Source organism: Nocardia albiluteola, assembly GCF_018860155.1.
Lineage (GTDB): Bacteria > Actinomycetota > Actinomycetes > Mycobacteriales > Mycobacteriaceae > Nocardia > Nocardia albiluteola.
Genome location: NZ_JAHKNI010000013.1, coordinates 144940 through 171286, shown reverse-complemented (window position 1 = coordinate 171286; position 26347 = coordinate 144940). Strand labels below are relative to the sequence as shown.

Here is a 26347-nt window from a genome sequence, read left to right as displayed (position 1 = left end):
AATACCGTATGACGTTCCGCAGAGGCACTGTGGCCGCGGCCACGGTCATCGGCGCAATGACCATCGCGCTCGGAACCGCCCACGCCGCTCCGGCGCCCGTGTCGCAGCAAATCGACTATTCGGCCCGGGCGGTCGGCAAGACGGTCGTCACCAAGCTGAAGAGCGGGACGTTTCAGCTGGTCGACCAGCCCGGCGTGACGCCCGACAAGACGCAGCAGGTCGTGCGTGTCAAGGATCGGGCCGGGAACGTCGCGCTCGAGCTACCGCTGAACTTCAGCATCTCCGGCGTGCGGATTCCGGTCACCCCCGTGCTGCGCGAGGATGGCCGCGAGCTGGATCTGACGCCGCAGCGGCCCGCCGGAGTGGATCTGAGCAAGCCGGTCGCGCCGCGGCTCGTGGGCGCCTCGGTCGACGGCAAGCCGCTGAATCTGAAGCAGATCGCCTCGCCGGTCGAGGATCAGCGCGCCTTCAACGACTTCGCGACCAAGGCGGGCCTGGCCTTCGCCGTCGGCGGCCTCATCGGCGCGCTGATCGGCGGCGCCATCGGGTGCGTGCTCACGTTCTTCCTGATCTGCATTCCGGGCCTGGTCGTCGGCGCCATCGGCGGCGGCGTGCTGGGCACCATCGCGGCCGGCGGCCCCACGCTGCAGTCCTCCGCCGTCGAACTGCAGAACACGCTGCAGGCGCCCGACGGCTCCACGCAGTGGGCCAACGCCTCGAACCCGGCGCCGGTGGCGCCTCAGCCCAAGCCGCAGGCCACGCAGCCCAAGCCGCAGGCCACACAGCCCAAGCCGCAGGCCACGCAGCCGCACTGACGCCGGGGGCTCCCGGCCCGCCGCTCAGGCCGGAAGCCGCAGTCGTCCGGTGAACGAGACCTCGCCGGTGGGGTCGCCCAGGCGCGCGAACGAGCGCTCGGCGATCTCGAAACTGCCGTCCTCGCGCACCAACAGCACCGTGCTGCATCGGGTTCCATGCAGGGTGCTGGCGATGAACCGCGAGGACACCGCGCGCTCGCGCGAGGGCGACAGGCCGGTGTCCGGCAGCTCGTCGTCGCGAGCGGGCGTGCGGTCGGCCAGCACCGCGAAATAGCCGTCCACATCGCCCGGATCCGCGGCGATCACCGCGCGCAGACCGCCCAGGCCCTCGCGCACCTTCGGCCACGCGGGCGCGCCAGTGTCGGTGTGAATGGCGGCTTCATGGCGGTGATTCCGAGGGCCCTGCGTGGTTACGCAAGCTGCCTCCTCCGGGCCCGCCGGGCACACCGCGGTGTCGCCCAGCGGGTCCACCGAGGCCAGCAGGGCGCCGTTGGATATCCCGTGCAGGCCCGGGGTGAGCTCGAGTGGGGTCAGCGCGCTGCGATTGCTGTGCCACCACAGCGTTTCCAGATCCGAAATCATCAGGTTGTAACCGTTGTACTCGTCGGCGGCGGCTGCGGTGGCGCGCACGAACTTCTCCGGCCCCGCCTCGCCGCGCAGGAAATCCATCAGCAGCGCGCCGCGCGAGCGGGCGTCGGGGCGATTCTCCCGGGGGCCGCGGACGTTGGTCACCGTCGCGAACCGGCTCTCCGCGCGCGACAGGCCCAGCCAGGTGCCAGGGATGGCGCCGCTCGCGCCCAGGTCCCGGCCCGCCAGCAGGCCCGTCACCTCGGGCCACCAGCGCATGGATTCGGTGGGCCGGGTATAGAACTCATCCCGGTTCGCCGCGACGATCAGCCGATACTCGGGGTGCGCCCGCCAACCCGTCAACACCAGACACATACCCCCAAGCATGCCGGAAATTCGGTGGGTGACGGGCCGGGATGAGCCGCTGGGACAGGGAACGGGCAGAGGTTCGGACACGAAAAAGGCCGGCAGCGAATGCTGCCGGCCCTCGTCGTGGCTGTCTCAGTTGGTGCGCACCCGCAGGCCCGGGTTGTCCGCGAGGATCGCGCGCATCGGCTGGGCGAACAGCTGGGGAGCGTTACCGGTCACCGCGCCGATGATGTTGGGGATCTCGCAGATCGGGTAGTCGGCCACCGAGGAGGCGCTGGACACGCCGACCGCGTTCGTGCCGGAGACCAGCGGGCCGCCGCTGTCACCGGGCAGCGCGCAGATGTTGGCGGAGAAGGAGTGCTCCAGGTTGTGATCGCCGACCTGGACCTCCTGATCGACCGCGTTCACGACGCCGCAGCTGAAGCCGGTGCGGGAGCCCACCTTGCAGATCGGCTGGCCCACCACTGGATCCACCACGCCGGTGATCGCGATCGGCGCCCGGCCCGGAACCCGGACCAGGTTGTTGCTGAACCGGCCCCGGTTGGCGGCGTTGATGGACACGATCGAGTAGTCCTCGGCGCCGAGCACCGACTTGGCGAAGGTGCCGACCTGCGGGCCCAGCTCGTTGCCCGGCAGCACCTCGAACATGCCGGGGGCGTTGGCGGTGCCGGCGGCGGGGATGTTCGGGTCGCAGTGACCGGCGGTGATGTTCACCACGGTGCCGCGGGAGTCGGTGCCGTTGAAACCGGACGAGCAGATCAGCTGGGTCTTGCCCGCCACCGAGGCGTACGCGTCACCCGCGGCGACCGGCGCCCCGCTGCGATCCGCGACCGCCGTGGCCGTGCGCATGTCGGACTGCTGCGGCCCGGCCGGGGCCGCGGCCATCACCAGCACCCGCGACGGGTCGATGAATCCGGGCATCGGCAGGCCGGACTTGTCCACCCGCACGGCGACGGAATTGCTGATCGTGTCGATCACCGCACCACGCACCTGCGCGGCCACCGACTTGGGCTGCCCGGCCAGCCACTGCTGGAAGGCGTTCTTCTCGCTGCGCAGCTCGGTCTCGCTCTTGGCGACCTCTTTGACCTGGTACCCGGCGGCCTTGACCGCCTTGGCGGCGTCGTCGTGGCCCTGGCCCGGAGCCAGCCCGACCACGGCCTTACCGTTCTGGTCCAGCCAGGCGCCGGCGAAGGTCTGCGGGAACTGGCGCTGCGCGGTGGTGGTGAACGTGGCGACGTGCTGGGCCACGTCGGCCCGGCGCAGGTACTCCTGCGGGGAGATCTTCAGATCCTTCTGCACCGCCGCGACCAGGGCCGGCGGCAGGTTCGGCGCCTGCGCCGGCGCCGGATCGGCCGATGCCGTCGCTGTCAGCGGACCCAGGACTAGCGCCGCCGCCGAGGCGGCGATGGCGGCATTGCGGATACGGGTGCGCGAGCTGCGGAGGGCAGCATGCGACGACAGGGTGCGTGGCAGAAGCATGTGCCGACTATATGGGGTTCGCACGGTAATGCCTACTCATCTCGGCGTGTATTTCGGGGCGCGTTTGCGCACGCCGCCGCGGTTTGTCCGATGTTCACGGGCATGCAACATTGATGCAAACCCCTGCCCCGCCACCTCGGTCTGCTCTTATCCGGCGTTGGGGCGGGTCCGGATCGAGATGCCCGAGCCGAGACCACCGCCGGAACCGGCGTCGATATCGGACAGGATCGAGCGGATCGGGATGCCCAGCGAGGCGGTGCCGCCGTACTGCGCGAGGTCGATATTGGCCTCCTTGCAGTCCGGTGCGTCGGCCGCGTTGGAGCCGCTGGTGATGCCCAGCGCCAGCGTGCCGGTCACGATGGCGCCGCCGCTGTCGCCACCCAGTGTGCAGGCCGAGCTGGCGAAACCGCGCACCGTCTTGGATTCGCCCTCGGCGGTGTACAGCTGCGTCTCGACCCGGTCCGCCACCACGAAGCCGCAGGTGAAGGTCGAGGACTGGCCCGACTTGCACAGCGGTGCGCCGGTCACCGGCTCGGCGGTGCCGGTGACGGTGAGGGTGGTGCCGTTCGCGCCCCGCACCTGGGGCTGGTCCATGCCGGCCTTCACCGCGCGATCGGTCAGCTTGATCACCGAGTAGTCCAGGCCACTCGCACCGCCGAGGCGGGCGGCGGCGAACGTGCCGGCCTGCGGGCTGGACTTGAGGTTACGCGGGTCGGGCACCCACACGCCCGCCTGCTGATCACCCTTGCCCAGGTTCGGATCGCAGTGTCCCGCACTGATATTGAGTGCGTTGCCGTGCTTGTCGGTGCTGTTGAACCCGAACGAGCACACGTCCACGGTCTTGAGCGCGGAATCGTGCAGCGAGGTGGGCGCGCTGATGTAGGTGTCCCCGCCCATCGGATGGTGCTGGATCGGCCCGCCGCTGTCGGGCGCGAGCACCACCTTCACGTTGGCGATCAGCGTCGGCAGGTTCAGCAGATGTCCGGCGGGCGTATTGGCGACGCTGAGCACCAGCTGGCTGTTCAGGAAGTCGATGGCCACGGAGTTGATCGCCGAGGACAGCGTGCGCGGCAGGGTGCCGATCCAGGCGGTGAGCTGATCGAGCGAGCTGTCCAGGTTGTCGGCCGAGATCGGGGCCAGCCGGGTCTGGTAGCCGTCGGAGCTGACCAGGTGCGCCGCTTTCAGCGAGGTGACCGCCATGACCGGCTTGCCGTCCGGGGTCATCCAGGCGCCGGCGAAGTCCTTGGGATGGGTGGAGCGGAAGTTGTGCGCGTAGTCGCGTAGCTGCTGTGCCTTGGCGGCGCGATCGAGATACTCCGCGGGGGTCATCTTCAGGTCGCGGGCGATGGCCTGCGCCAGTGCGGGCGGCAGCTTGTCGGCCGAGAGCTGAACGGGGCCGCCGGCGACCGGGGCCGCGGTGGCGGGTGCGGTGGCCAGTAAGGGACTCAGGAGCAGGGTCGAGGCGAACGCGACGGTGCAAACTTTGACCGTTGCGCGACGGCCCCTCGGGTGGCGCATGAAGTCCCTTCGATAAGGCACAGATGTGTGTCAGCGCACCACTTTAGGGCACAAGCGCGTGAAGTTCGCTACGAACCGATCACGGAGTCCCCGCCGGTGGTGACCAGACGTACGGGGCCGCCGGGGCGGTGGGATTCGTCGGGTAGAAGGGATCGTAGGTATTGGGGTCGAAGGGGTCGAAATTATAAGGGTTGAACGGCGTTTGGGTCGTGGGGGTGCGCCAGGGCCGGGACGGGGTCGCGGTGATGGAGCTCGGGTCGGGCGTCGTCGTGATGGTGGCCGGCGGCGGTGTGACGACCGGCGGCGGGGGAGTCGTCGTCGGGGCGGGGCGGTGCACCGGAATCTGCGCGGGTTCGCGGGTGGTCGGGGGCGGCGCGAGCACGGTCGCCGGGGCTCGGGTCGTCACCGGTGCGGTCGGCGTCAATGGCGAACGGGCATTGGAGGATTGCGGACTCGGGGAACCACTGCCCTGCAGTGCCGCAGCGACGACGATCCCGCCGAGCAGCAGGCCGATGATCGCTGCGGCGGCGATCAGCAGCGGGGTGCGCCGGGAGCGGACGGCCGCCGGAAAGACAACGGGCGGAGCCAGTTTCGTCGCGGGGGGTTCGCTCGATTCGCCGGCCTCGGCATCGCCCTGCGATGTGATCGGTGGTTCCACCGCCATCCTATGCACCGGGATCGCCGCGGAGTAGGCCTGCGCCGGTGCCTCCGGTGTCGGGATCGCGGGCAGAATGTCGGTGGACTCCAACGAGTTCTCGGTGCGGGTCGGATCCGGCGGGGCCGCCCCGGCGGGGGTCGACAGCACCGACGCCAGCGCGCCGCGCGCGGCCGCGGTGGCCACCTCCCGGCCGGAGTGCACATCGGGCAGGATCGACTCGCTGATCAGCACCACCGATCGCAGTCCCAGATAGTCCAGCGCATCGCGCAGGGCCAGCACCTGAGCGGCCGGCCAGTGCGCGGGATGCACGGCATAGAACTCCGCGGGACCGTTCAGATGCGCCGCGGCCAGATCGATCAGGCAGAACAGGGCCGTGGCCACCAGGTCCTCGGCGCGATAGGCCTCACCCTCGTCGACCGGGATGCCGGCCGGATCGCCCACGGCCGCGACGAATCCCGTGATCGCGTGGGAGTGGCCACCCGGGGGATCGCCACCGAGTTCGGTGTCGCCGTCGTCGGACATGTACAGGATCGGTTCGCGCACGACGAAGAGAGGTTCGGGCGCGGGCGCGCCCGGCTCAGGCGTCGTCGAGCTGACGATGGCCGCCAGGCATTCGTCCTCGGCGATTCGCAGGCCCACCCCTGTGGCCATCCTCGTTACCTCGCTCCGGTCCATCCCGAGATCCTGCTGCGCGTCCGTCACACCAGCAGCGAGCCGTGCCCCATGGCGCGAAGCATAGACAATAGCTCCGACCGTGACCCGGCTCCGATCCGACGCCGGATCCGCGCGACATGATGCTCCACCGTCTTGGCGGATATGTACAGCCTGGCGCCGATCTCCCGGTATGTCAGCCCGAGCAGCACCAGTTCGGCGACCTCCCGCTCGCGTTCGCTCAGGGCCGGGCCGGGTGCGGCCGGCGCGGTCTCGGCGGGGGCCGCGGACGGGGCTTGCGGGCGTTGCGGCGGACCGGATTGCGACCGCACGGTGCGCGCCAGCGTCAGCAGTGCGCCCGCGGCCGCTGGATCCTCGGTGGCCAGGGCGGCGTCGGCCGCCAGGCGCGCCGCATCCCAGCTCGGTCCGATCTCGGCCAGCCGCCGCACCGCGGCCTCGACCCGGGGCCGGGCGACCTGACCGCGAAGTATCAGCATCCAGGTGTGACCCGCCTCGGCCAGGATCGCGGCGTGCGGATCGCCGGTCGCGGCGGACGCGGCCAGCAGCCGCGCGGGGAGCAGCACCTCCGCGGGACGGGACCGGGTGATCGCGGCCTGAATCGCGTACCAGTGGAAGGTATTGGCCCAGGCGGGCGGATTTCCCAAGCGGTGCAGCACATCCCGCGCGGCATTCACCAGCGCGGCGATGCGGCCCTCGTCGCGCAGCCGGATGCCGGCCAGCCACAGTTCGCCGATCGGCAGCAGTGCCAGCAGATCCGCGCCGACGACGTCGAACATCGGGCAGGCGGCCCGCCAGGCCTGGGCGAGCGCGGCCGGGTCGTCACCGCGGCGCGCCAGCGCGACCTGCAGGCCGTGCCCGAGGAACCGGTCCCGCGGCGCGAGCGCATCGATGTCCAGGGGTGCCAGCAGTGTCGCGGCGGAGTGCTCGTCGCCGCCGTACAGGGCGGTCCAGGCCGCCAGCACCGTCCGGGGGGCGGATGCTCGCGTGACGTCCGGCAGGCCTGCCGGGGGCAGCGTGCGAGACCACGCGGGGGACGTACCGCCGTTGACCCGTGGGGTGTCCGGCCGGTGCTGGGACGCAACGCCATTCGACGCACCGGCGTGCCGCAGCGCATCGGCGGCACGGCCCGGCTCGCCCATGCTCAGGCACAGCAGGGTGGCGATCGCGGTTCCGGCGCAGGGCAGGAGGCGGTCGGAGACGGGGACACCGCCCACGCGGCCCGCCTGAATCAACGTCGATGCGGCGGCAACCGCAGCATCGCGCGAGGTTCGGGGTGCGGCGGGCCCGTCGATCGGCGCGGTCCGGATGGCCGTGCTCTCTTCGGCCGGGGCGGCACCATTGGTGGCCGCGCCTGCGGGGCGCGGGGCCAGGCCGTCGGCGGTCGCCGCGCCTCGGGCCGGTGCGGGGCGATAGGCGGGCGCGTATCCGCTGTCTGGTGTGGCGACGGGGGCGGGCGCGTGGCGGTCGTCCGGCGCGGTGTTGCCCGCGGTGGCGAGGTGAGCGCCGGTCGCCCGGTCGTCGAGTGGCAACGGCGTTGCGGCGCCGAGGGATTGGGCCAGGGCCGCGGCGATGAGCGAGACGCGGGTCGTGGCCTCGGTCGGCGGCCACAGGGCCGCCGACGCCGACAGCGCCTGCGCCTCGCGGGCGCGGCCCGCCAGGTACAGCACGGTCGCACCGATCGCCCAGTCCGGCCCGATCCGCTCGGCGCCCAGCCAGGAATACAGCTGCGCGGCGCGATCGACCAGACCGCGCTGGGTCCACACCACGGCGCAGATCCGCACGGCCGCAGCGAGTTCGGCGGGGGGCGTAGCGTCCGTGAGCAGCGGTTCGGCCAGTCGCAGCGCGGTGTCGCCGTCGCCGCCGCGGGCGGCCGCCTCGGCCCAGCGCAGCGCGATGGGGCGCTGATCGGCGCCGCTGCGCACCGCCGCGGTGTAGTACCGCACCGCGTCCTCGCCCGCCCGGTCCGCGGCCGCGGCCACGCACAGGAACTCGGCCAGCCGCGGATCGCGCACCCCGGACTCGGCCAGCAGCAGGGCGGTGTGATTGCGCAACAACCCCGCCGCGAGGCGCGCGTGCAGCAGCCGCTGCAGGACCGCCAGGTAGCGGCGATCGCCCACCAGGGTGCGCAGCGGCGCCTCGGCCGATTCGAGCAGCAGATCGGCGTCGGTCACCAGCGCGGTCGCGCGGGCCCGATCGATGAGATCCCGGGCGGCGCTCGGGCTCGTCCCCAGCACCTCGGTGAACTCGCCCGGATCCAGCCCCGCGCCGGTGGTGGCGACGACGAAGACCTCCAGCAGGTTCGGGTCCGCGTTGTCGAGCATCGAGCGCGCCCAGGCCGCGACCGCCTCGTCGACCGCGTCCACACCCGCATCCAGCCGGGTGGCGCAGGCCGCGGACAGCGCGGCGACGACGCCGCCGTGGATTCCGCCGGTCTGCCGGTGCACGTGCTGCGCGACCGCGCGGGGCACCGTCATGCCCAATTCCCGGGCGAACGGCGCGATGTCCGCCACACCCAGCGCGCGCAGGTCGATCACCCGGCCGCGCCGGGACACCGCGTCGGCGAGCGCGCGCAACGCGGGGTCGTGCGGGCCGGGCCGGATCGCGATCACCATGGTGCAGCGGGCGGATCCGACTGCCGCGCACAGTCTTTCCAGTTCGATTCGCGACAGCGTGTGGGCGTCGTCGAGGATCAGCGTGGGCCGCGCTCCGGGCCTGCGATCGGCCGGATCGACGTCCGATGCGGCGAGCGCCTCGGCGAGGGTGTCGCAGGCGGTGACGCCATGGCCGCGCAGGCGGTGGCGGATCGCGCCGAGGAGGGTGGACTTGCCGGTGCCGGAGCGGCCCCGGATCAGGTATACGAGCGGATCCGTGGTCTCGGATTCCAGCTCGCGCAGGATGTCTCGCGCTCCGGCCAGTGATTCGACCGCGACGGGAAAGGTGCCGGCCACAGCTGCCGCCTCAGTTGCCGAGACGAGCGGAACGGGCGCCCGGGCAATGGGCGGCCACGCCGGGCGCCGGACCCGGGGTGGCCGGAGGGGTGCACACGGCGAAGCCCCTCGCCTCGCCGAAACCCTGCGTGCGAGCCTGAGTCATCCCGAGAACCTCTGTCGTTGGAGAATGCGCGGTCGATCTGTGTCGGTGTTCGTGCTGACCTACCGAGCCTGTCGGTTGCTGGGGAGTCGTCGTTACCGGTCTTCTGGCCCTTTTGCGTAACAATGCGCGCGATGAGGTCGCTGACGTCGCAGGACCTCACCGCGAGGGTGGCCATGGTGGTGGAGCCGGAAATCAGGGCGTGAGTGCCGCGGCGACCGGGTCGATCAGGATCTTGGCGTGCAGGTCGGGGTGGGCCAGGGCGGTGAACGCGGCCTCGACGCCGCGCAGCCCGACCGTGCCGGTGATCAACGGGGCCGGATCGACCCTGCCCTCGGCGATCATGTGCAGGGTGTCGCGGAATTCGCCCGGGTCGTATCCGAACGCGAAGCGCAGTTCGATCTCCTTGTTGATCGCCATCGCGGGGTGGAACTCGTCGGGCTGCATGCACACGCCCACCACGACGATCCGGGACCGCGGCGGGGCGGCGGTGATGATCTGGTCGATGATGCCGGGCACGCCGACGCATTCGAAGACCACCGGACCGGCCGGGCCCCGGTCGAGGGTGTGCATCAGCCGGAACAGGTACCACCACGGCAGATTCGGGATGCGCCGCAGGCGGTCCATCGCGTCGAAGCCGAGATTCAGGATGTCGGTGACCCCCTGGGTGCGGCCCCCGCGCGGCCCGGCCCTCCAGGGCGCCTCGATCGCGGGATCGACGACGGCATCCGCACCGCAGCGGGCGGCCAACTCCCGGCGTCGAGGCGAGAAGTCGCTGGCAACAACGGTTTTCACGCCCGCGGCCTTCAGCATCGCGATCACCGCCAGGCCGATCGGCCCGCAGCCGATCACGAACGCGACCTGCTTCTTACCGACCCGGCCCTTGCGCACCGCGTGCCAGGCCCCGGCCATGGGCTCGGTGAGGGCGGCATGGTCGGCCGACAGGCCGTTCGGTACCGCGAAGGTCATCGATTCCTGGGCGATCACCTGTTCGGCGTACCCGCCGGGCGCGGCCGCCGAGAGGCCGGTCAGCTGCGGTTTTTTGCCATGCCGCAGGATCGGCAGCGCGACCACCCGGGTGCCGCGCGGCCAGCGTCGATGGCAGCCGGGCCCGTAATCGGCGATCTCGCCGCAGAACTCGTGGCCCAGCACCACGCGCTGATCCGAGCGCATGAATTCGTCATACCCGGTCGCGGCCGCGAGGTCGGCGAGCTCGTCGCAGTGCACCCGCGCGTGCAGGTCGGACCCGCAGATCCCGCATCGCTCCACGGTGATGAGCACCTGCCCCGGGCCGGGCTCCGGCGTCGGGATGTCGGCGACCTCCAGCTTGCTGTTCGAACAGACCACCGCCTTCATACTGCGAACCGTACCCCGCCTGTCCGGCCCGGATGCCCGGTTCGCGGGACTGGCCGGAGCCCTCCGGCCGCCCGTTCCGGCGCGCTGGGTCGGGCGAAGCGGGCGACTGTCGTAGCTGTGATGCACCTCACATAAATCGGGCGTCACGGGCCCGCTGAATCCTGTGTCCAACCGGATGTAAGCACGTCAACCGGAAGGACTTCCGCGATGCCAGCCATCGATCTGCTCGACTCCTACATCAACTACACCGATATCGGCACCGGCGCCGTCCCGGTGGTTTTCCTGCACGGCAACCCGACCTCGTCGTACCTGTGGCGCAACGTCATCCCGCACGTCAGCGGCGAGACCCGGGCGCTGGCGCCCGATCTGATCGGAATGGGTAATTCGGGTAAGCCGGACATCGCCTATCGCTTCACCGATCACGCGCGGTACCTGGATGCCTGGTTCGACGCCCTGGGCCTGGACGAGGTCGTCATCGTCGGGCACGACTGGGGCGGCGCGCTCGGGATGGATTGGGCGGCAAGGCATCCCGGGCGGGTACGCGGCATCGCGGTGATCGAGACGTTCCTGCGGCCGCTGAGCTGGTCGGACCTTCCGCCCCAGGGCGCGGAGCTGTTCCGCAGCTACAAGACGCTCGAAGGGGAGCGAAAGGTGCTGCAGGAGAACTCGTTCATCGAATTCAACCTGCCCTTCGGCGCCAAGAGCCTCACCTCGGCGGATCTGGATGTGTATCGCGCGCCCTACCCGACCCCGGAAACCCGCCGGCCGCTGCTGGCGTGGCCGCGGGAGTTCCCGATTCATGGCGAGATGCCCGACGTCGTGGCCATTGTCGAGAACTACGGCAGTGTCATGGCGGCTACGCCCGAGATTCCCAAATTGGTCATGGGTGTGGAGAACGGCGTGGGTCTGGGTGCGCCGGAGGTGATCGCATGGGCGGTGGCCACATTCGCTGCGGCCGAATCGGTTTCGGTCGGCGCGGCCGGGCATCATGCCCCGGAGGACCAGCCCGATGCCATCGGTGCGGCCGTGGCGGACTGGCTGCACAGGCACCGGCTGCTCGAATCCGCCTCGGCGAAAAAGGTCGTGTCGCACTGAGCCGGGCGGTCGGCACGCACCGCGAGCGCGGCGGCCCGGGTGTTCGGGGCCGCCGTCGGCGGTGACGCTCACTTGCCAGGTGTGCCGATCCGCCGAACGATGGTGGAGTGGATATCGAATCGGTGGCCGACCCGGAGTCGGGGGAGGCCGAACTGGTGGCGCGGGCCGTGGCGGGCGAGCGTGCGGCGGTGACGGAAGTGGCTCGTCTGCTGCAGGATCCGCTGTACCGGCTGGCGCTGCGCATGACCGGCCGTCCGCCGGACGCCGAGGATGCCACCCAGGAGATCCTGTTGCGCGTGCTGGAGCGGCTCGGCACTTGGCGCGGTGAGGCCAGGCTGTCGACCTGGGCCTACCGCATCGGGGTGAACTACCTGCTGAACCTGCGCCGCCGCAGCCCCCAGGAGGCCGCGCAGCTCTCGCTCGACGACTTCGCCGCGGATCTGCGCAACGGGCTGGCCGCCGACGACTACCGGGGACCCGAGGCGACCGTGCTCACCCGCGAGGTCAGGCTCAACTGCAGCCAGGGCATGCTGCAGTGCCTGAGCCGGGACGAGCGCGTCGCCTTTGTGCTGCACGACGTCTTCGAGCTCGGCTCGGACGAGGCGGCCTGGATCACCGACACCACCCCGGCCGCGCATCGCAAGCGTCTGGAACGGGCCCGCAAACGCCTCGGCAACTTCGTGAACTCCGCCTGCGGCCTGGTCGACCCGAAGGCCCCGTGTCGCTGTGCCCGCCGCGTCGAGCGCGCCGTCGAGCTCGGCCGCATCGATCCGCGCCGCCCGGCCTATGCCACCCACCCGGTCACCGCCGGTGGCCGCACCACGGCGGAAGCCGAACAGCAGATGGTCCGGCTGCACGACACGGCCGCGATATTTCGCGCACATCCGGACTATGCCGCACCCGAGGCGCGCAGGGATGCCGTCGCCGCCCTGCTCGGCTCGGGGCGTTTCCCCATGTTGAACCGGCCGCGCGACTGATCCCGCGCGCGGCGGACGAGCGACCCGAGACCGGGTATGCCGGCCGAAGAGGAAGGCAGGTGCGAGATGAGCCGAACCGATATCGTGCGCGAGCTGCTCGATCGCGCGGGCACCAGCTACGCGCGGCAGGCCGGCATCGAGCCGGCCGACAAGCCCGCGCCTCTGTTCCAATTGCTGATGCTCGCCGAGTTGCTGAGCATCCGGATTTCCTCGGAGATCGCGCTGCGCGCGGTCAGGGAGCTGATCGCTTCCGGATACACCACCCCGCGGCACGTCGCAGAAGCCGACTGGCAGGACCTCGTCGACGCGCTCGGCCGCGGTCATTACAGGCGCTACGACGAGTCCACAGCCACCCGTCTGGGCGAAAACTCGACGTTGCTGCTCGAGCGTTATCACGGCGATCTGCGGCGGTTGGCGAAGGAGGCCGACGGCGATCCGGGCCGTCTGGCCGAACTGTTGCAGCAGTTCAAGGGCATCGGCCCGGTCGGTGCGGACATCTTCCTGCGGGAGATCCAAGACGTCTGGACCTGGGTGCGGCCGCACTTCGACGACCGGGCCAGGCGGGGCGCCAGGCGGCTCGGGCTACCCGACGATCCGGCGAGTCTGGACCGGCTGAGCCCGCCGGGCCACGATGCCGAATTCGCCGCCGCGCTGGTCCGCGTCACCCTGGACCGTGATCTGGCCGACACGGTGCTGGCTGCGGCCGGATAGTGCGCGGCCGGTCCGGACCCTCGTCGAGGCGGTCCGGGCCCCGCCGGCCGCCGCTCGCCGATCCGGACCCGGCGCCGTTGCGGGATCGATGTGCTGCGGACCACTGCTGACAGCCCGTCGATGTGCGGACAGGCGCCCCAGGGATATCCCTGGGGCAAGCCAGCGTCAGCTGGCGCGGCAGTACCTCGTGCGGCGTTGTGCCGTTCCGGGAGTGCGCCGGCACATGCGAATCCGGTGAGACCGGCACGGCTGCGTTGCTGCGTCAGCCGAGATCGGTGACAGCCTGCTCCCAGGCCAGGATGGCGCCGCGATCGGGCCCGGTGATGCTGGACAGCACGACCGGCAGTGGCCTGCGGATCGTCCACACGTAGCGGCGCTGCTCACGGTCCTGGGTCATGTCGGCCAGCACCAGCCTCAACCGCAGCGGGCAGCTGGGCAGGTCCACCGGCGGCAGCCGCCGCCACGGGGCACCGTACTTCCGATCTCGTAGGCCACCCCCAGATGCGGAGTGTAGGGGCGCGTGACATCCGCACCGGCCACGCCGGCGGTGACAGCGGCCTGCGCCGCGTAGGAGCCCACCATTCCCGCGTGCCGTGCCCGGGATCCGTGCAGTTCGGCGCGGACACCGGTCCGTCCCATCCCCGGCCCCAACACCTTCAGCTCCCCGAGCTGCGGCCGCGCCGCCCACAGCGCGGGAACCGACAACGCGACCGCGACAGTGTCGTCCAGATCGGCAGGGGCGGTCGCGGACGGACCGAGAACGGCCAGCGTGACGTGCAGCCACGCCGGGTCGATCATCGTCACGGCGGCCGCATCCAGCAGGTGCTGCCAACCCCGCACCCAGGAATACAGCGTGTCCTGTCAGCGCGCACGGCCCTTCCTCGCGGGTTCGGTCGCGGGTGCGGCATCGGTGGAATCGGCTGTCATTGCTCCCCTTCGGTTAGCTCTCCTTTGTGTTCCATTTCGCGGCGGCGTAGATAGTCCTCGTCTTCCTCGCCTGCCCAGCCGTCCCATCCGCCGAATCGGTCGCCTTCCCCGATGTACACCTTTTCCTCGGGGGGCGTGGCCTCGCGGGTGGCTATGAATGCGTCGAATTGGCGGCGCGCATCGTCTATTTCCTCCAGGGTGAGCGGCGGCAATCCGTCCTCGTCGCCGCTGGAGAACGTATATCCCCGATATTCCTCTGGCATGATCGTGTATCCCTTTCGCTTCTACCGCTCAACCATTTCGATAATGTCCCCGCAAACTAACCCCGAACACCGAAAAGTTCATCCGAACAGGACACCCTGCACCTTCCAACCCTCAGCCACATCAAATCTCGGCAATTACCCGTCACGCCTAGTGCATTCAGGTAGTCATTTAGGTAACGACGTCGTATTTTCGTCCGGCGAAAGTAGCCTGGTCGGCATGGACGACACCCATCCGTGCCCGCGGTGTGGCACCCCTGTGCGGTGGTCCGGCATCGGCCGGCCGCCACGGTGGTGCTCGGACGATTGCCGCCGCCGCGGCGCCGAGCAAGGCACCCGCGTCCGGGAGGTGGTGCGCGAGCGTGTGGTCGAGCTGCACGTGCCGCACAATCCGGTGTCCGCGGCCGATGTGGTCCTGGGCGACGTCGACGCCGTCCGGGCGCTGCTGCGTCAGCTCACCGATCGGGTCCGTGCCGTCCCGTGCACCGAACTCGAGCGCGTGCGCCTGCGGCGGCTGTTGATGCTGTCCCCGGACATCGCCGCCCTGGCCGCCGCGGTGCGGGAGGTGACCGCCCAGCAGATGCCCGCCCTCGCGGCCCACCAAGAGGAGATGCAGCGGGTACCGCCGGTACTCGGCGAGCCCGCGCCAGCAGCGGCTACGCCGGCCCAGCAGTCACCGGCTCAACAGCGTGGCCGCGGCCAGAAGAAGAAGCGCCGCCGACACCGCTGATATCGAGCCCGCCCGGGCGACCGATCCTCAACGGCATCGCCTATCTACGGCGATGAGGACGACCATCCTGGCCCATCGATGCGTGGACAGGCGGCCAGGGGTATCCCGGGGCAAGCCAGCGTCAGCTGGCGCAGCAGTACCTCCGGCGCGGTGCCGTTCCGGAATGCGGGTAAATGCACTCGGTCCGGTCCGGTCCGTGCGGGGCGGGCAGATTTCAGCGCGACCACCGCTGGTGAACCCGTGTGCGAGCGTCGCGGTCGGGGTGCCCATGGACCGGGCACCACCGTGGGCGCATCGCACAGGAGTGATTGTCATGCCGGAATGGGTGGATGAGTGGCCATCGGATCGGATCCCGTTGACCAGCACACGTCGTCTGCGGGCGGTGCGGGCCGCGCATCAGGGCCCGCGGGCGGGCACGCAGCGGCGGCACGGATGGCGGCGCACCGCTGCCGATGAGCGACTGTTGTACGCCGCGGCCAGGTTCGGTGCGATCACGCTGCGCCAAGCCGCCACTTTCTACGGCGGAGTGACCGAGACCGCGCGGCGCCGGGCGCGGTATATGGCCGAGGCCGGGCTTCTGGTGCGGTCGGACAATGTCCGCTGGACCGGGACGCTGCTGTCCGCGACCGCGGCGGGCATCGCCGCATCGACCCCGCCGGGGCACCCACTGCTGCGGGAAATCACCCCCGGTGAGGGCGGGCTGCTGCACCGGCTGCTGCTCGCCGAGACCGCGCTGCGCGCGGAAACCCGCGGGCTGACCGTGGTGTCCGAACGGCAGGCCCGCACCCTGGAACGGGTCCGCGACGACGGCCACGCTGCCGAGCGATTCGCCGCCCGCTGCGGCATCCACACCGCCTCCGGTGCTGGCGGTGAGGGGGACTTCGGGAAGGTTCGGCCGTCGGTAGTCGGCGACGGCCGACCCCGCTGGTGGGCGATACCCGCCAATACCGAGGGCGGGCTGCACTGGCCCGACGCGGTCGTGGTGGCACCGGCCGGGCTGCTCGCGCTCGAGGTCGAGCTCGTCGCCAAACAGCCGCACCGCACCCGCATGGTGTTGCGGGCCTACCAGTGGGCGATCGAACGTGGGCATTTCGCGCAGGTGCTGTGGCTGGTCACCCCGGATGTGCGAGTCCAGCTCGAGGGACACCGCGACCGGCACGGGCACTGGCGCGACGGTCTGCTCGCCGAGCATGGGCTCGTCGCATCCGGGGCACCGCCGGACTGGTCGGCGCGACGCCATGCGATGGTGGTGCGGCCGGTGACCCCGACCGACGACGGCCTGGCCTACGCGCTGTCGCAGCGTCTGCTCGCACCCCCGCACCGGTGCTCGTACCGGCAGTGGCGCCAGCACCGCACCGTGTGGGCCGCCGCCGGAACCAGCCTGGATTTCGAGGCGTGGATCACGCGCCTGCACACGCGGATCCGGTGACATTAGCGCGCCGCGCCGCCGCTCAGCCGAGACGGGTTCTACGAGTTCGCCGAGGTCTGGGGTACGGTGCGGCCGGCCCGGACGGTGGCGTGCATCGCAGTGTCCCCGAATCGAGCGCAGGCCGAGCTGGCCCGCGGGCTGATGTCGGTCACGATGCCACCGCGAGTAGGTGTCCCGGCTCGTCGTCCTCGTCCTCGGCGGCACCGCAGTAGCAGCCCGCCGAACCGGTGCAACGCGTCCAGCCACGCCCCCGCGGCGCTGGACGCCGATTCCCAGTCCGCGAGTATCGTGGCGGCCTCGGGACCGGCCCAGCCCTTCAACGCCGCGGTCAGCACCGGGCCGCGACGTCGTATTTACGCCGCAGCGTGGCGGCGGTGCCCATCATCGCCACCCCCGCCTTATCGATCGCGTCGTTGTCCATCGCGATCCGCAACCCTGTGCGCCCAGGCTCGGGAGTGGTGGTGGTGTCGTCCTCACTCATGCGCGCCGTCCTCGAGGTGCTGGCCTGGTCGATCTCGGTCACTGGTGCCCCCTGGGCTCGGGGGCGTCGTATCGGATGCGTTGGCCCTGGGCGTCGTAGGCGGGGCGGCCGCGGGCGTCGCGCCATTCGCGGGTGTCGGGGTCCATGGTCCAGCCCTCGAATTCGGTGCCGATCAGGTCGTCGAAATAGTTCTTGCTACTGCGGTAGTCGGGCACTCCCGCGGGCGGCTCCGGGGCCGCGGCGATAGCGGCCTCCCATTCCGCCCTCCGGGCGGCCTGCTCTTCGGGGGTCGGCACGGGCGGCAATTTCTTCCCGTGGATTCGCTCCCATTCCTCCCGCTCAAAGAACGTCTTTCCGCCAACTCTCCTGGGCATTTATTCCTCCTACATTTCGTCCATGATGATGATCTGTTTCCCAAGTTTCGGATCCCAATAGTTATCGTGGACAAAGAACTGGGTGTGATCCTTGAATTGCACTTCGTCATAGGTGCCGCCGTACTTGCCGATCTTCCGACCACTCTTGCTGGTCATGCGGTATTCGACGTTGGAGCCACCGGTATTCACCCCGTTACCGGTGCCCTTCATGTTGGTAGAGGTACAGGTGTAGCCGTCTTCGGTATACGGCTGGCCTGGTTTGTACTCCGCGATCTGCTCCGGGGACAGGTGCGTCTGACGAACGACATTGCCCTTGTACGCGGGCAGTTTATCGAGTGCTTTGTTGTAGGCGTCGATGTCTTTCTGTTGCGCGGGGGTGACCCTGTCCTCACGGATGGCGGAGATCAGGTCGCTACCGCCGTCCCTGCCGCCGCCCACGCTGCTGGGCCCGCGATTCAGAACGGATACCTCGTTGGGGGTCAGGCCGTCTTCGTTCGCGAGCCAGGTGGAATTGCCGAGATCCGGTTCGTCGTCGTCGTGAATGCGCTGTTGCAGGCGCTGCATTTCCTTGGCCTTTTTCTCCCCTTCCTCGACGACCTTTTCGGCCTTTTTGAGGTCACGTGCCTTCTTCCAATCCTGGACCAGGATCCGGATCGGGCCCGCGAATTTGTCGACGATTTCGGCGACCCGGGCGGCCTCGACCAGCGCGCCGAGACCGAAGGACACGAACGAGGCGGCGGCGACGAAAGCGAGATTTTCGCCTATCTCGAGGAGGATTTCGTTCGCGAGATCCTTTAACTGCTTTTCGAGTTTGCCCCGCAGGTCGTGCAGGGCGGTGGCGTGGTCGCGGCAGTCTTTCGACATATCGGCGAATGTGTCGCCGAGTGCTACCGCGGTGGCCTGCATCGCCTGTAGGTCGGTGATGACCGTTTCCGCTTCGGGGGATTTCACCAACCCGACCGAATCGACGATGCGCGATATCACTGCGGGCAGGTTGGCCACGGGGTGGGCCTGGGCGAGTGTGAGCCAGGCGTCTGCGACCGCGCCGAGCTTGTCGGTATCGCCGTCGGGGATGACGATCCCGACTTTTTCGGCCAGGTGTACGACATCGGACAGGCCGTTGCCGGGGCCGCCTGAGGAGGGTGGCGGGGCGTCGCACACGGTGACCGCGGGCATCGGGTCGGCCGGGCGCACGGGGGCGGGGCCTTTGTTGCTGCCGGTGGTGGCGCTGTAGTCGGCGCTCTGGTGGTTGTATCCGATCGTGCGCAGCGCCTTGGCGTACTTGTCCATCGTGGTCGCGAGCTGGGTTGCCAGGGTGATGGATTGGGCGGCGCCCGCGTCGTAGTTCTTGGCCCAGATCAGGGCGTCGTCGTAGCTTCCGGCCATGGCGGTGCCTGCCGCGATGGCCCCGTATTTGGCCTGTACCTCGTTGAACAGGTCGCACGCGGACTGGTGCAGCGAATCTGCGGCGGTGTAGTAGATGCTGGGCTGGACATCGATCACGGTCACGCCGGTCACGCCCCGAGGACTCGGTGATTGGCTGTCACGGTGTCGCTGTAGCTTTCGTGCGCGGTCTTCGCCGCGGCGCGCAGGGCCTCGATCCCGTCCCGCACCTCGCCCGCCGCGGTCATCCATTCCCGGTGCGCGGTGGCGTGTTTGTCCGCGGTGGCCCCTGTCCATTGCTGGTGCGCGGTGGTGATGCGCTGATCCAGCCCGGTCAGGCTGTCGTGCACGAATCCGTGTAGGCCCGCGACCTTGGAGGTCACGGCGTCCAGGTGCTCGAGGTCCACACGGTAGCTTCCATCGTCGGTACTCATAAAGGTTCCTTACGTCGAATAGAGGCAGGTCAGGGCAGGTTTAGCGAGCTGGTCACGCGGGCGGTGTCGGTGGCGCGGCGGTCGTCGATATCGGCGAAACCGACCGCGGTCACTCCGAGTGCATCGGCCATCCCCGCCAAGGCCTCCAAAACCTCCAGAGCCCCGCGCTTGGTTTCCTCCCAGCCAGCGAGGTAGGCGGCGGCGGTGCCCTTCCACGTGGTCATGAGGGCCTGTATTTCGGTATCGGTCGAGCGGATCCCGTTGCGCAGCGCGGTCGCAGTGTCCTGGGTGAACTTCCCCGCATCGGAGACCGCGGTGGGCACCACCGCAAATGGTGTGTCTTACATACACAAACCTTCCTCGAAAGGGGTGATCAGTTCGCGGCAATCGCGGCGATGAGCGTACGGCCGTCGAGCCCGGCCTACCCGCCCGCCGTACCGCGGGCGCCTCGCATGCGTGTCACCGTTCGAACCCGCCCCGGCCACGGTCCGGATTCTGCGGCGGCCGGGACGGCATCGTGGGTCCGGGAGCAGGTGCGCGGAACCGCTCCTGCTGTTTCTTGCGGGCTTCGTGCACGGCCGCCGCACGCTGGTCCGCGGTCATGCGGCCGCCCGGGTGGCTTCCGGCGATTCGGTCGCTTGGTGAAAATTCTTCGGCCGTTCGGGAATGGACGAGACGTGCCGCTCGTTGAGCTGATCGATGCAAGATTGAGCGTGTGAGACTCAAGTAGGTGTTTGACTGGCACCCCTCGCGGGTGCAGGATTGAGTCGACCACGCTCAGTGTTGCGCAGGACCGTGCTCCAGGCGGTGTTCGGGGTGAGGTCCGGTGGCCGCCGCCCGGCGGCCACGGCAGGCATTTGCCCTGCATCGACACATTTACGTTCGTCATACAGGAGGAATCACAATGGCTCGTGCGGTCGGTATCGACCTCGGGACCACGAACTCTGTCGTCGCCATTCTCGAAGGCGGCGAACCGGTCGTTGTCGCCAACTCGGAGGGATCGCGGACCACTCCGTCGATCGTCGCGTTCGCGAAGAACGGCGAGGTGCTGGTCGGCCAGCCGGCGAAGAACCAGGCGGTCACCAACGTCGATCGCACCATCCGCTCGGTCAAGCGCCACATCGGCACGGACTGGAACGTCGACATCGACGGCAAGAAGTACACCCCGCAGGAGATCAGCGCGCGCGTGCTGATGAAGCTCAAGCGGGACGCGGAGGCCTACCTCGGTGAGGAGATCACCGACGCGGTCATCACCGTCCCGGCGTACTTCGAGGACGCGCAGCGCCAGGCCACCAAGGAGGCCGGCCAGATCGCGGGCCTGAACGTCCTGCGCATCGTCAACGAGCCCACCGCCGCGGCCCTGGCCTACGGCCTGGACAAGGGCGACAAGGAGCAGACCATCCTGGTCTTCGACCTCGGTGGTGGCACCTTCGACGTCTCGCTGCTGGAGATCGGCGAGGGCGTCGTCGAGGTCCGCGCGACCTCCGGTGACAACCACCTCGGTGGTGACGACTGGGACGAGCGCGTTGTGCAGTGGCTGGTCGACAAGTTCAAGGGCACCAGCGGCATCGACCTGACCAAGGACAAGATGGCGATGCAGCGGCTGCGCGAGGCCGCGGAGAAGGCGAAGATCGAGCTGAGCTCCTCGCAGAGCACCTCGATCAACCTGCCCTACATCACCGTCGACGCGGACAAGAACCCGCTGTTCCTGGACGAGCAGCTCACGCGCTCGGAGTTCCAGAAGATCACCTCCGATCTGCTGGACCGCACCCGGCAGCCGTTCCAGTCGGTCATCAAGGACGCCGGCATCTCGGTCTCCAACATCGATCACGTTGTGCTCGTTGGTGGTTCGACCCGTATGCCCGCCGTTTCCGAGCTGGTCAAGGAACTGACCGGCGGCCAGGAGCCGAACAAGGGCGTGAACCCGGACGAGGTCGTCGCCGTCGGCGCCGCCCTGCAGGCCGGCGTGCTCAAGGGTGAGGTCAAGGACGTCCTGCTGCTCGATGTGACCCCGCTGTCGCTGGGCATCGAGACCAAGGGCGGGGTGATGACCAAGCTCATCGAGCGCAACACCACCATCCCGACCAAGCGCTCGGAGACCTTCACCACCGCGGACGACAACCAGCCCTCGGTGCAGATCCAGGTGTTCCAGGGCGAGCGCGAGATCGCCTCGCACAACAAGCTGCTGGGCTCCTTCGAGCTGACCGGCCTCCCGCCGGCCCCGCGCGGCGTGCCGCAGATCGAGGTCACCTTCGACATCGACGCCAACGGCATCGTGCACGTCACCGCGAAGGACAAGGGCACCGGCAAGGAGAACAAGATCAAGATCCAGGACGGCTCCGGCCTGTCCAAGGAGGAGATCGACCGGATGGTCAAGGACGCCGAGGCGCACGCGGCCGAGGACAAGACGCGTCGCGAGGAGGCCGAGACCCGCAACCAGGCCGAGTCCCTGGTGCACCAGACCGAGAAGTTCATCAAGGACAACGAGGACAAGGTGCCCGCGGACATCAAGGGCAAGGTCGAGGAGGCCATCGCCGGCGCCAACGAGGCGCTGAAGGGCACCGACATCGCGGCCATCAAGACCGCGGTGGAGAAGCTGGCCACCGAGTCGCAGGCCCTGGGCCAGGCGATCTACGAGGCCTCCGCGGCCGGCGACGCCTCCGACGGCGCCGCGGGCTTCGGCGGAGCGGCCGGCGCCACCGGCCAGACCGCCCCGCAGTCCGATGACACGGTCGTGGACGCCGAGGTCGTCGAAGAGCCGGAGAAGAAGTGACAGAACACGGCGCCGGGCCGGTCGATCCGCAAGGCCCGGAACAGGAACCGATCACGATCTTCGACAATCGCAAGGTCGATCCGGTCACCGGTGAGGTTCGCGAGGCCGCGGCGGCCGATGCCGCCGCGGCCCCCGCGCCGGAGCCCGCGCCGTCCGGCGACGATTCCGTCGCCGCCGAACTGGCCGAGCGCACAGCCGATCTGCAGCGGCTGACCGCCGAGTACGCCAACTACCGCCGGCGCGTCGAGCGCGACCGCAAGGCCGCGATCGACACCGCCAAGTCCGCGGTGGTCACCGAATTGCTCGGTGTGCTCGACGATCTGGATCGTGCCCGGGCCCACGGCGACCTGGAGTCCGGCCCGCTGAAGTCGGTGGCGGACAAGCTCGCCGAGGCCCTGCAGAAGCAGGGGCTCGAGCAGTTCGGCATGGAGGGCGAGCCCTTCGACCCGACCCTGCACGAGGCCGTGCAGCACGAGGGCGAGGGCCACGATCCGGTGATCGGAGTCGTCATGCGCAAGGGTTACCGGTTCGGTGACCGCGTGCTGCGGCACGCGCTTGTCGGAGTCACCGACGGGGTAACGGATCTGGTGACGGGTTCACCGAACGTTGGCGCCGATGGCGACGACATCTGAGCAGCAGCAGAGATCTATAGAACCCGACTCGGGCGGTGGGGCGGGAGAATGTGTAGAGCACAGAAAGGAGGAGATGCCCGGTGAATCGTGAGTGGCTCGAAAAGGACTTCTACAAAGAGCTGGGTGTTTCCTCCGGTGCCTCCCCGGACGAGATCAAGAAGGCCTACCGCAAGCTGGCCCGTGACCTGCACCCGGACAAGAACCCGGGTGATGCCAAGGCCGAGGAGCGGTTCAAGGCCGTCAGCGAGGCGCATGCCGTGCTGTCGGATCCGGAAAAGCGCTCGGAGTACGACGAGGCCCGGCGGCTGTTCGCCAGCGGTGGCTTCCCGCGGGGCGGGGGTTTCTCGCCCGGCGGCGGCTACACGCAGGGTGGATTCAACGAGTTCAACCTGGGCGACATCTTCGGCGGCGCGCAGACCGCCGGCGGCGATGGCGGCCTGGGCGACATCCTGGGCGGCCTGTTCAACCGCGGCGGCACGCGCACCTCGTCGCGTCCGCGCCGGGGCAGCGATGTCGAGACCGAGACGACCCTGGGCTTCCGCGAGGCCGCCCAGGGCGTGACGGTCCCGCTGCGGATGACCAGTCCGTCGCCGTGCACCACCTGTCACGGCAGCGGCGCCAAGCCCGGCACGAGTCCGCGGGTCTGCCCGCACTGCAACGGAACCGGCGTTATCAGCCGGAACCAGGGTGCGTTCGGATTCAGCGAGCCGTGCGAGGACTGCCGCGGCACGGGGTCGATCATCGACGACCCGTGCGTGGACTGCCGCGGCACCGGCATCCAGAACCGGACCCGCACCATCACGGTGCGGATCCCGCCGGGGGTGCGCGACGGCCAGCGAATTCGCCTCGCGGGTCAGGGCGAGGCGGGCCTGCGCGGCGCGCCCGCGGGTGACCTGTTCGTCACCGTGCACGTCGGCCAGGACAAGGTCTTCGGCCGCAACGGCGACGATCTGACCCTGGTGCTGCCGGTCAGCTACAGCGAACTGGTGCTCGGCACAACGGTTTCCGTGCCGACGCTGGAGGGCCGCGTCGGGGTGAAGGTGCCCGCGGGCACCGCCGACGGCCGCACCCTGCGCGTGCGCGGGCGCGGTGTGCCCAAGCGCACCGGCGGCGCCGGCGACCTGCTGGTCACGGTCAAGGTGGCGGTGCCGCCCAAGCTGGACGACAATGCCACCGAGGCGCTACGGCAGTATGCGGAGGCGGAGAAGGCCGGCGGGTTCGATCCGCGAGCTGGATGGGCAGGTGCGTAATGTCCGGTCACGCAGGGGCTCCGCCCCCACCCGGTGACGACAGGGGCCGAGCGAGCGCCGAGTACTTCGTGATCTCGGTCGCCGCCCAGCTGGCCGGAATGCACGCGCAGACGCTGCGCACCTACGACCGGCTGGGTCTGGTGACGCCGCACCGCACCTCGGGCGGCGGTCGGCGCTATTCGAATCGGGACGTGGAGCTGCTGCGCGAGGTGCAGCGGCTGTCCCAGGACGAGGGCGTCAACCTGGCCGGTATCAAGCGGATCATCGATCTGACCAATCAGGTCGAGGCGCTGCAGGAGCGGGTGGTCGAGCTGACGGCCGAGGTCGAGCGGCTGCGCTCGGCCTACCGGCCCGACCTCACTCCGCCGCAACGCAGTACGGCCCTGGTGGTGTGGCAGCCGCGCAACAAGCGCCGGTAGCCGGCGAAACATCCACCGAGACAGCGCCCCTGGATCCCAGGGGCGCTGTCTTCGTATCGGCGGTGCAGGACGATGAGGCCGGCCAACGCGCGGACCGAACCGAATCGCCCAGGGACCGCGGCCGAATCCGTTTACGCTGGAACTATGCGATCCCGGTTTCGAAGGTCCGTCCTCGCCGCGCTCGCCGCCGCGGCATCGACCGTCTTGATGTGTCCACCGGCTCCGGCCGCCCCGCCGATGCGGCCGGCCGCGGGCCTCCCGTCGCTCGGCCCCGGATTTCTCTGGGGCGTGTCCACCTCCGGCTTCCAGTCGGAAGGGCATGCGCCCGACAGCAATTGGACGCGTTACGTCGCCGCGAACCCCGCCTACGACAGACTGCAGGATTCGGTCGACTTCTACGACCGCTACGACTCGGACATCCACGCGGCCGCGGCGATGGGGGTGCGGGTATTCCGGATCTCGATCGAATGGGCCCGGCTCGAGCCCGCGCCGGGAGTGTGGGACGAGGGCGCGTTCCGCCACTACGACGCGGTCGTCGCGAGCATCGAAGGGGCCGGGATGCGGCCGATGATCACCCTGGACCACTGGGTGTACCCGGGCTGGGAGGCCGGCCGGGGCGGCTGGCGCGCTGCGGGCATGGTCGGCGACTGGCTGGACAACGCGCGCAGGGTCGTCGACCGCTACCGGTCGCGTAATCCGCTGTGGGTCACCGTGAACGAGCCGGTCGCCTACGCCGAGCAGGAGGCCCGGCACGGCGCCGCGGACCCGAACCGGATGCTGGACCGAATCGCACAGGTGCACAACGCCATCTACGACTACATCCACCAGGTGCAGCCCGGCGCACAGGTCACCAGCAACCTCGGCTACGCCGCCGGTGAGGAGGCACAGGTCAACGGTGGGATTGTCGACCGCATCGCGAACCGGCTCGACTATGTCGGGATCGACTACTACTTCGCCTACGATCCGGCCGCGGCGTTCCTCGACGGCATCTCGCAAGCCACCGGGTCGGCGATACCCAGCATCTCGAGCGCACGGCTGTCGGATCTGCCGGTGCGTCCCGAGGGGATTTACTATGCGCTGCAATACTATTCGCGACGGTTCCCGGGAAAGCCGCTCTACATCGTCGAGAACGGCCTGCCGACCGACAACGGCCGCCCGCGCGCGGACGGCTACAGCCGCAGTGATCACCTGCGCGACACCGTGTTCTGGCTGCAGCGTGCCAAGGCCGACGGCATGAACGTCATCGGCTACAACTACTGGAGCCTCACCGACAACTACGAATGGGGCAGCTACGCACCCCGATTCGGCCTCTACACCGTGGATGTCCGGACCGACCCCACGCTCACCCGTCGACCCACCGATGCCGTCGGAACCTACAACCAGCTCATTGCCGCGGGCGGCGTCCCGCCCGGCTACCGCCCGGTCCGCGCCCCGTCCCTGTGCATCCTGGTCGATCCACCCGCCAGCTGCCTTTCCCCGGTCGGCGGGCCGTAACCCCCACGGGCGCACCGCTCACGCAACACGCGCACGAACTCCGGGATGCCGGCCTCCCGCACCTCGGGTAATACCGGGCCGAGGTAGACGGCGGCAGGCTCACCCCGGCGCGCGGGCCGCGTGACCGCTGTTCGAAGGTCCGACCGAGATGCGCTCGGCTATCGGGGAAATCGCCATCGTGGTACCGGATCGGGCGCTGAGGTAGTTCGCCGCGTGATGGGCCGGCCGGTCGCCCTCGCGCGCGCGGTTCGCAGGACTGCGTTTTGTTGCGAGATATGTGCTGTGCTTTCAGATGAAAGAGATACACAGCGCGGGTGAGATATTCGCGCCGAAGTTGTCTCGAGGTGGCCCGAAGCTTGCCAACCGCGCGCGCCGAGCGGAGGGGTGGGGCCGCGGTCCGAACTCTCAGAGGTTGCAGGATGATCGCTGCAAACGTGAGGCTTGCAAAATGAAT

General features: G+C 69.6%; 25 protein-coding genes. 11 read left to right on the top strand and 14 right to left on the bottom strand.

Annotated features, from left to right (window positions below):
- Positions 1 to 8: 8 nt before the first annotated feature.
- Entirely contained in the window at positions 9 to 815 is an 807-nt protein-coding gene (locus KO481_RS32190) for a DUF8020 domain-containing protein (protein ID WP_215922242.1), read from the top strand.
- A gap of 24 nt (positions 816 to 839) precedes the next feature.
- On the opposite strand, the gene KO481_RS32185 is transcribed toward KO481_RS32190, so the two are convergent.
- From KO481_RS32185 to KO481_RS32160, 6 genes are all read right to left on the bottom strand, one after another.
- Positions 840 to 1757 carry an NRDE family protein gene (locus KO481_RS32185; protein WP_215922241.1) on the bottom strand — a complete coding sequence of 306 codons (918 nt, stop codon included), beginning with the start codon at positions 1755 to 1757 and terminating at the stop codon, positions 840 to 842.
- A 126-nt stretch (positions 1758 to 1883) separates the two neighbouring features.
- Positions 1884 to 3230: a S1 family peptidase gene (locus KO481_RS32180; RefSeq protein WP_245401783.1), complete on the bottom strand. Its 1347-nt coding sequence runs from the start codon at positions 3228 to 3230 to the stop codon at positions 1884 to 1886.
- Positions 3231 to 3377: 147 nt separating this feature from the next.
- Positions 3378 to 4748, bottom strand: a complete 1371-nt coding sequence (locus KO481_RS32175; RefSeq protein ID WP_215922240.1) for a S1 family peptidase — start codon at positions 4746 to 4748, stop codon at positions 3378 to 3380.
- A 79-nt stretch (positions 4749 to 4827) separates the two neighbouring features.
- Positions 4828 to 6057: a hypothetical protein gene (locus KO481_RS32170; protein ID WP_215922239.1), complete on the bottom strand. Its 1230-nt coding sequence runs from the start codon at positions 6055 to 6057 to the stop codon at positions 4828 to 4830.
- Positions 6058 to 6104: 47 nt separating this feature from the next.
- On the bottom strand, positions 6105 to 9026 hold the full coding sequence (locus KO481_RS32165; RefSeq protein WP_308166847.1) for a LuxR C-terminal-related transcriptional regulator: 2922 nt from the start codon (positions 9024 to 9026) through the stop codon (positions 6105 to 6107).
- A 337-nt stretch (positions 9027 to 9363) separates the two neighbouring features.
- Positions 9364 to 10524: a zinc-binding dehydrogenase gene (locus tag KO481_RS32160; protein WP_215922238.1), complete on the bottom strand. Its 1161-nt coding sequence runs from the start codon at positions 10522 to 10524 to the stop codon at positions 9364 to 9366.
- 207 nt (positions 10525 to 10731) lie between these two features.
- Between KO481_RS32160 and KO481_RS32155 the strand changes: the two genes are divergently transcribed.
- From KO481_RS32155 to KO481_RS32145, 3 genes are all read left to right on the top strand, one after another.
- Positions 10732 to 11619, top strand: coding sequence for a haloalkane dehalogenase (locus KO481_RS32155; protein WP_215922237.1), 888 nt, complete (start codon positions 10732 to 10734; stop codon positions 11617 to 11619).
- Between the two features lie 107 nt (positions 11620 to 11726).
- Positions 11727 to 12596 (top strand): RNA polymerase sigma factor, encoded by an 870-nt coding sequence (locus KO481_RS32150; protein WP_215922236.1) that lies wholly within the window; start codon positions 11727 to 11729, stop codon positions 12594 to 12596.
- Between the two features lie 66 nt (positions 12597 to 12662).
- Positions 12663 to 13307: an HhH-GDP family DNA glycosylase gene (locus tag KO481_RS32145; RefSeq protein ID WP_215922235.1), complete on the top strand. Its 645-nt coding sequence runs from the start codon at positions 12663 to 12665 to the stop codon at positions 13305 to 13307.
- 262 nt (positions 13308 to 13569) lie between these two features.
- Here the strand turns inward: KO481_RS32145 and KO481_RS44140 are convergent, their stop codons facing one another.
- The 3 genes from KO481_RS44140 to KO481_RS32135 form a co-directional block, all read right to left on the bottom strand.
- A complete protein-coding gene (locus KO481_RS44140; RefSeq protein WP_281066232.1) occupies positions 13570 to 13704 on the bottom strand; it encodes a hypothetical protein in 135 nt (44 codons plus the stop codon).
- 17 nt (positions 13705 to 13721) lie between these two features.
- Complete coding sequence (locus KO481_RS32140; protein ID WP_215922234.1) at positions 13722 to 14147, bottom strand: hypothetical protein; 426 nt, start codon at positions 14145 to 14147, stop codon at positions 13722 to 13724.
- Between the two features lie 83 nt (positions 14148 to 14230).
- Complete coding sequence (locus tag KO481_RS32135; RefSeq protein WP_215922233.1) at positions 14231 to 14497, bottom strand: hypothetical protein; 267 nt, start codon at positions 14495 to 14497, stop codon at positions 14231 to 14233.
- 217 nt (positions 14498 to 14714) lie between these two features.
- Between KO481_RS32135 and KO481_RS32130 the strand changes: the two genes are divergently transcribed.
- Positions 14715 to 15224 (top strand): hypothetical protein, encoded by a 510-nt coding sequence (locus KO481_RS32130; RefSeq protein WP_215922232.1) that lies wholly within the window; start codon positions 14715 to 14717, stop codon positions 15222 to 15224.
- A gap of 313 nt (positions 15225 to 15537) precedes the next feature.
- Positions 15538 to 16653 (top strand): hypothetical protein, encoded by a 1116-nt coding sequence (locus KO481_RS32125; protein WP_215922231.1) that lies wholly within the window; start codon positions 15538 to 15540, stop codon positions 16651 to 16653.
- A gap of 328 nt (positions 16654 to 16981) precedes the next feature.
- Here KO481_RS32125 and KO481_RS32120 read toward each other — a convergent pair whose 3' ends face one another.
- Genes KO481_RS32120 through KO481_RS32100 form a run of 5 tightly spaced genes read right to left on the bottom strand, consistent with a single transcriptional unit; the run spans position 16982 to position 19648 of the window.
- The gene (locus KO481_RS32120) at positions 16982 to 17134 is read right to left on the bottom strand and encodes a hypothetical protein (protein ID WP_215922230.1); all 153 of its coding nucleotides are present in this window, start codon (positions 17132 to 17134) and stop codon (positions 16982 to 16984) included.
- A gap of 38 nt (positions 17135 to 17172) precedes the next feature.
- Positions 17173 to 17508, bottom strand: coding sequence for a hypothetical protein (locus KO481_RS32115; protein ID WP_215922229.1), 336 nt, complete (start codon positions 17506 to 17508; stop codon positions 17173 to 17175).
- A gap of 9 nt (positions 17509 to 17517) precedes the next feature.
- On the bottom strand, positions 17518 to 19026 hold the full coding sequence (locus KO481_RS32110) for a hypothetical protein (RefSeq protein WP_215922228.1): 1509 nt from the start codon (positions 19024 to 19026) through the stop codon (positions 17518 to 17520).
- Positions 19023 to 19325 (bottom strand): WXG100 family type VII secretion target, encoded by a 303-nt coding sequence (locus KO481_RS32105; protein WP_215922227.1) that lies wholly within the window; start codon positions 19323 to 19325, stop codon positions 19023 to 19025. Before KO481_RS32105 ends, KO481_RS32110 begins: the two co-directional genes overlap by 4 nt.
- 29 nt (positions 19326 to 19354) lie before the next feature.
- Positions 19355 to 19648 carry a WXG100 family type VII secretion target gene (locus KO481_RS32100; protein ID WP_215922226.1) on the bottom strand — a complete coding sequence of 98 codons (294 nt, stop codon included), beginning with the start codon at positions 19646 to 19648 and terminating at the stop codon, positions 19355 to 19357.
- Between the two features lie 581 nt (positions 19649 to 20229).
- Between KO481_RS32100 and dnaK the strand changes: the two genes are divergently transcribed.
- From dnaK to KO481_RS32075, 5 genes are all read left to right on the top strand, one after another.
- Entirely contained in the window at positions 20230 to 22098 is a 1869-nt protein-coding gene (dnaK, locus tag KO481_RS32095) for a molecular chaperone DnaK (protein WP_215922225.1), read from the top strand.
- A complete protein-coding gene (gene grpE, locus KO481_RS32090) occupies positions 22095 to 22730 on the top strand; it encodes a nucleotide exchange factor GrpE (RefSeq protein WP_215922224.1) in 636 nt (211 codons plus the stop codon). The genes dnaK and grpE overlap by 4 nt, the downstream gene beginning before the upstream one ends.
- Before the next feature lie 80 nt (positions 22731 to 22810).
- On the top strand, positions 22811 to 23980 hold the full coding sequence (dnaJ, locus tag KO481_RS32085; RefSeq protein WP_215922223.1) for a molecular chaperone DnaJ: 1170 nt from the start codon (positions 22811 to 22813) through the stop codon (positions 23978 to 23980).
- Entirely contained in the window at positions 23980 to 24399 is a 420-nt protein-coding gene (locus tag KO481_RS32080) for a heat shock protein transcriptional repressor HspR (protein WP_245401782.1), read from the top strand. Before dnaJ ends, KO481_RS32080 begins: the two co-directional genes overlap by 1 nt.
- Before the next feature lie 144 nt (positions 24400 to 24543).
- Positions 24544 to 25893: a family 1 glycosylhydrolase gene (locus tag KO481_RS32075; RefSeq protein WP_215922222.1), complete on the top strand. Its 1350-nt coding sequence runs from the start codon at positions 24544 to 24546 to the stop codon at positions 25891 to 25893.
- Positions 25894 to 26347: the final 454 nt, after the last annotated feature.

What these genes read in the sequence shown, in the direction of transcription:
- KO481_RS32160 (WP_215922238.1), bottom strand. Translation starts at nt 10,524, where the DNA reads ATGAAGGCGGTGGTCTGTTCGAACAGCAAGCTGGAGGTCGCCGACATC.
- KO481_RS32130 (WP_215922232.1), top strand. Translation starts at nt 14,715, where the DNA reads ATGGACGACACCCATCCGTGCCCGCGGTGTGGCACCCCTGTGCGGTGG.
- KO481_RS32180 (WP_245401783.1), bottom strand. Translation starts at nt 3,230, where the DNA reads ATGCTTCTGCCACGCACCCTGTCGTCGCATGCTGCCCTCCGCAGCTCG.
- KO481_RS32125 (WP_215922231.1), top strand. Translation starts at nt 15,538, where the DNA reads ATGCCGGAATGGGTGGATGAGTGGCCATCGGATCGGATCCCGTTGACC.
- KO481_RS32190 (WP_215922242.1), top strand. Translation starts at nt 9, where the DNA reads ATGACGTTCCGCAGAGGCACTGTGGCCGCGGCCACGGTCATCGGCGCA.
- KO481_RS32105 (WP_215922227.1), bottom strand. Translation starts at nt 19,325, where the DNA reads ATGAGTACCGACGATGGAAGCTACCGTGTGGACCTCGAGCACCTGGAC.
- KO481_RS32115 (WP_215922229.1), bottom strand. Translation starts at nt 17,508, where the DNA reads ATGCCCAGGAGAGTTGGCGGAAAGACGTTCTTTGAGCGGGAGGAATGG.
- dnaK (WP_215922225.1), top strand. Translation starts at nt 20,230, where the DNA reads ATGGCTCGTGCGGTCGGTATCGACCTCGGGACCACGAACTCTGTCGTC.
- KO481_RS32170 (WP_215922239.1), bottom strand. Translation starts at nt 6,057, where the DNA reads ATGGCCACAGGGGTGGGCCTGCGAATCGCCGAGGACGAATGCCTGGCG.
- KO481_RS32145 (WP_215922235.1), top strand. Translation starts at nt 12,663, where the DNA reads ATGAGCCGAACCGATATCGTGCGCGAGCTGCTCGATCGCGCGGGCACC.
- KO481_RS32120 (WP_215922230.1), bottom strand. Translation starts at nt 17,134, where the DNA reads ATGAGTGAGGACGACACCACCACCACTCCCGAGCCTGGGCGCACAGGG.
- KO481_RS32075 (WP_215922222.1), top strand. Translation starts at nt 24,544, where the DNA reads ATGCGATCCCGGTTTCGAAGGTCCGTCCTCGCCGCGCTCGCCGCCGCG.
- KO481_RS32155 (WP_215922237.1), top strand. Translation starts at nt 10,732, where the DNA reads ATGCCAGCCATCGATCTGCTCGACTCCTACATCAACTACACCGATATC.
- KO481_RS32185 (WP_215922241.1), bottom strand. Translation starts at nt 1,757, where the DNA reads ATGTGTCTGGTGTTGACGGGTTGGCGGGCGCACCCCGAGTATCGGCTG.
- KO481_RS44140 (WP_281066232.1), bottom strand. Translation starts at nt 13,704, where the DNA reads ATGACCCAGGACCGTGAGCAGCGCCGCTACGTGTGGACGATCCGCAGG.
- KO481_RS32080 (WP_245401782.1), top strand. Translation starts at nt 23,980, where the DNA reads ATGTCCGGTCACGCAGGGGCTCCGCCCCCACCCGGTGACGACAGGGGC.
- KO481_RS32135 (WP_215922233.1), bottom strand. Translation starts at nt 14,497, where the DNA reads ATGCCAGAGGAATATCGGGGATATACGTTCTCCAGCGGCGACGAGGAC.
- KO481_RS32175 (WP_215922240.1), bottom strand. Translation starts at nt 4,748, where the DNA reads ATGCGCCACCCGAGGGGCCGTCGCGCAACGGTCAAAGTTTGCACCGTC.